The organism is Protofrankia sp. CiP1_Cm_nod1 (assembly GCF_920888515.1).
Classification (GTDB): Bacteria; Actinomycetota; Actinomycetes; order Frankiales; family Frankiaceae; genus Protofrankia.
Genome location: NZ_CAKKTM010000201.1, coordinates 1 through 4,365 on the forward strand (window position 1 = coordinate 1; position 4,365 = coordinate 4,365).

General features: G+C 75.8%; 1 protein-coding gene. It reads right to left on the reverse strand.

The features are described from left to right. On the reverse strand, positions 1 to 4,333 hold a 4,333-nt coding region (locus tag NBX02_RS09205; protein WP_445548336.1), incomplete at its 3' end, for a type I polyketide synthase. Positions 4,334 to 4,365 lie beyond the last annotated feature (32 nt).

A 4,365-nucleotide genomic window follows, 5' to 3' on the forward strand; every position in this document is an offset into this window, starting at 1 on the left:
CCATCGGTCGCCGGCCGGTGGTGTCGGCGGCGCCGACGGTCAGCCGCAGCACGACGCCGCCCCGCACGGGCAGAGGCAGCGGGACGTGCAGGGCCAGTTCCGCGATCCCCGCGCAGCCGAGCCGCTCGGCGGCCACCGCCGCCATCTCCACGTACGCGGTGCCGGGCAGCAGCGCCCCGCCCAGCACGGCGTGTTCGGACAGCCAGGCGGGGCTGTGGGCGGACAGCCGCCCGGTGAACAGGAACCCGGCGCCGTCCGGCAGCTCCACCCCGGCGCCCAGCAGCGGGTGCCCGACCTGCTGGAGGCCGACCGCCGCCGCGTCCGACGTGCCGGCGGGCGCCTCCAGCCAGTACCGCGTCGGCTGGAAGGCGTAGGTCGGCAGCTCGACCGGGCGCACGTCCCGGTCGGCGAAGAACGCCGCCCAGCCCACGCCGGACCCGCCGGACCCACCGGACCCGCCGGCGTGGACGTGGGCCAGAGCGCTGGTCAGCGCGGGCACCTCGGCCCGGTCGGCGCGCAGCACGGCGACGAACGACGCTGCCGGGTCGTCCGCGGCCGCGGACGGCGCGCCGTCGTCGGCGAGGCAGTCCCGGCCCATGGCGGTGAGCACTCCGGCGGGGCCGAGTTCCAGGAACGTGGTCACCCGGTTGGCCAGCAGCGTGCGCACCCCGTCGAGGAACCGGACGCTGTGGCGAACCTGCCGGACCCAGTAGTCCGCCGAGCAGAGCTCGTCGGCGGGAATGACCGCGCCGGTCAGGGTCGACACGACCGGGATCCGCGGCGGCGCGTAGGTCACCGCGGCCGCCACCGTGCGGAACCCGGCGAGCATGGCGTCCATGTGCGGCGAGTGGAAGGCGTGGCTGACCTTCAGCCCGCGTGCCTTGCGTCCGTTGCGCTGCCAGTGGTCGGCGATGTCGAGTACCGCCTCCTCGGCGCCGGAGATCACCACGGCCTGCGGTCCGTTGACCGCGGCGAGGCTTACCTGCTCTTCCCGGCCGGCCAGCACGGGCAGCATCTCCTGCTCGGACGCCTGCACCGCGATCATCAGGCCGCCGGGCGGGAGGTCCTGCATCAGCCGGCCGCGGGCGGCCACCAGGGCGGCGGCGTCCGCCAGGGAGAACACGCCGGCCGCGTGCGCCGCGGCCAGTTCGCCGACGGAGTGGCCGAGCAGGTAGTCCGGGCGCAGTCCCCAGGTGCCGAGCAGCCGGTTCAGGGCCACCTCGAGCGCGAACAGGCCGGTCTGCGCGAACAGCGTCTGGTGCAGCAGGTCCGCCTCCGGGGAGCCGTCGCCGGCGAAGAGGATCTCCCGCAGCGGACGGTCCAGGTGGACGTCGAGCTGGTCGCACACCTCGTCCAGCGCCTGGGCGAACACCGGGAAGCGCCCATACAGCTGCTGTCCCATACGTGGCCGCTGGGAGCCCTGGCCGGGGAAGAGGAAGGCGCTGCGGCCCTCCCGGGCCACCCCGCGGACGATGTTCGGCCCGGGAAGGTCATCGGCCAGCGTGTCCAGCCCGCGCAGAAGCTGGTCGCGGTCGGCGGCCAGGACCACCGCCCGGTGCGGCAGCGCGGCCCGCGTCGTCGCCAGCGAGTACGCGAGGTCCGTAAGCGAGTCACCGGCGTGGCCGTCGAGGTGCGCGCGCAGCCGCCGTGCCTGGCCCCGCAACGCCGCCTGGCCGCGGGCCGAGACCACGTAGGGCAGCGGATCCCCGTCGAACGGTGAGGTCCGCTCGGACGGGGCCGGGCCGCCGGCCGCGCCGGCCGGCAGGAGCCGGTCGGACGGTGGAGTCCGCCCGGCGGCGGCCGGGTCGGCGTCCGGCACCTGTTCCAGGATGACGTGGACGTTCGTGCCGCTGATCCCGAACGCGGACACGCCGGCGCGGCGCGGCCGTCCGGTGCGCGGCCACGGCCTGGCCTCGGCCAGCAGCGACACCGCGCCGGCGGACCAGTCGACCTGCTCGGTCGGCTGCTGCGCGTGCAGCGTCTTCGGCAGCAGGCCGTGCCGCATCGCCAGCACCATCTTGATCACACCGGCAACACCGGCGGCGGACTGGGTGTGCCCGATGTTCGACTTGATCGACCCCAGCCACAGCGGACGGTCCGCCGGCCGGCTCCGCCCGTAGGTCGCCAGCAGCGCCTGCGCCTCGATCGGATCCCCCAGCCGCGTTCCGGTCCCGTGCGCCTCCACCGCGTCCACCTCGTCCACGGACAGCCGCGCATCCGCCAGCGCCCGCCGGATCACCCGCTGCTGCGCCGGCCCGTTCGGCGCCGTCAGCCCGTTACTCGCGCCGTCGGAGTTCATCGCCGACCCCCGCACCACCGCCAGCACCGGATGCCCGTTACGCCGCGCGTCCGACAGCCGCTCCAACAGCAGCAGGCCCACGCCCTCACCCCAGCCGGTGCCATCCGCGCCCGCCGCGAACGCCTTGCAGCGCCCGTCCGGCGCCAGCCCGCGCTGCCGGCTGAACTCCACGAACGCCCCGGGGGTGACCATGACGGTCACGCCGCCGGCCAGCGCCAGCGAGCACTCCCCCCGCCGCAGCGCCTGACCGGCCAGGTGCAGCGCCACCAGCGACGACGAGCACGCCGTGTCCACCGTCACCGCCGAGCCCTCCAGGCCGAGCGCGTAGGCGACCCGGCCGGAGAGCACCGCGGTCGCGCTGCCGGTCAGCACGTAGCCTTCGGCGCCGCCGGTCGCCTCGTGCAGCCGCGGCCCGTAGTCCTGGCCGGAGCCGCCGACGAACACACCGGTGGGGGTGCCGCGCAGCGAGGCCGGGTCGATCCGGGCGCGTTCGAGCACCTCCCACGCGGTCTGCAGCAGCAGCCGCTGCTGCGGGTCCATGACCGTCGCCTCACGCGGGGACACACCGAAGAAACCGGCGTCGAACCCGGCCACGTCGTCGAGGAACCCGCCCTCGCGCGCGGTCGTCGTGCCCGTCCGGCCCGGGGACGGGTCGAACAGCGTCTCCAGCGGCCAGCCGCGGTCGTCGGGGAAGGCGCCGATGGCGTCGACCTCGTCGACCAGCAGCCGCCACAACTGCTCCGGCTGTTCGACCCCGCCGGGATACCGGCAGGCCATGGCGACGATCGCGATCGGGTCGTCGGCGGTGGCGGTGGGCACCAGCGCGCCGGCGGCCGGTACGGCGGCCGCGCTACCGGAGGCACTACCAGTACCGGTGCCCGCGCCGGCATCCCCACCGGCTGACGTCCCCGGAACCACTTCGGACGGGGCGGCATCGGAGGACTCACCGAACAGTTCGGTCATGAGGTACCGCGCGATCGCGGTGGCCGTCGGGAAGTCGAAGGCCAGGGTGGCCGGCAGCCGCAGCCCGGTGGCCGCACCCAGCCGGTTGCGCAGTTCGACCGCGGCCAGCGAGTCGAACCCGAGCTCCCGGAAGGCGCGGTCGGCCTGGATCGCCTGCGCTCCGTCGTACTTGAGGACGTCGGCGGCGTGGCCGCGCACGAGATCCAGCAGCGCCTGCCGCCGCTCGGAGCCGGTCAGGTCGGCCAGCCGCGCCGGCAGCGCGGCGGAATCGTCCGACGCGGGCTGCCCGGCCTGGCCGGCCCGGCCGGGCAGGCCGTCACCCTGCGTCACCAGTACGGCCTCGGGCAGGTCGGCGAACAGCGGCCGCCGCCGGGCGGCGAGGAAGCCGGGCAGGAAGCCCGGCCAGTCGATGTCGGCGACGACCAGCGCCGTCTCGTCGTGCTCGACGGCCTCCCGCAGGGCGGTGAGGGCCAGTTCGGGAGCCATCTGCCGGACACCGAGCCGGCGCAGCCGTTCGGCGACGTCCCCGGAGACCATCCCGCCCTCGGCCCAGGCGCCCCAGGCTACGGACGTCACGGGCAGCCCGGCCGCCCGCCGCTGCTCGGCGAAGGCGTCCAGGAACGCGTTCGCCGCCGCGTAGGCGCCCTGGCCACCGCCGCCCCACACCCCCGCGCCCGAGGAGTAGACCACGAAGGCGTCCAACCGGCGGCCGGCGAGCGCGTCGGCCAGGTTCGTCGCGCCGGTGACCTTGGCGTCGAGAATCCCGGCGAGGTCCGCGAGGCCGAGGTCCGCCAGGTCGGTCAGGTCGCTGACGCCGGCGGTGTGGACGACCGCGCTGATCACGGCGCCTTCGGCGTCGAGGCTGTGGAGGAGGGCGTCGACCGCGGCGCGGTCGGCGACGTCACAGGCTGCGATCGTGACGCGCGCGCCCAGGCCTTCCAGCTCCGCGCGCAGGTCGGACGCGCCGGGCGCGTCCCCCCCGCGGCGGCTGGTGAGCACCAGGTGCCCGGCACCGGCACGGGCCAGCCAGCGGGCGGCGTGCGCGCCGAGGGCGCCGGTGCCGCCGGTCACCATGACGGTGTCCCTGTCTCTTATACACATCT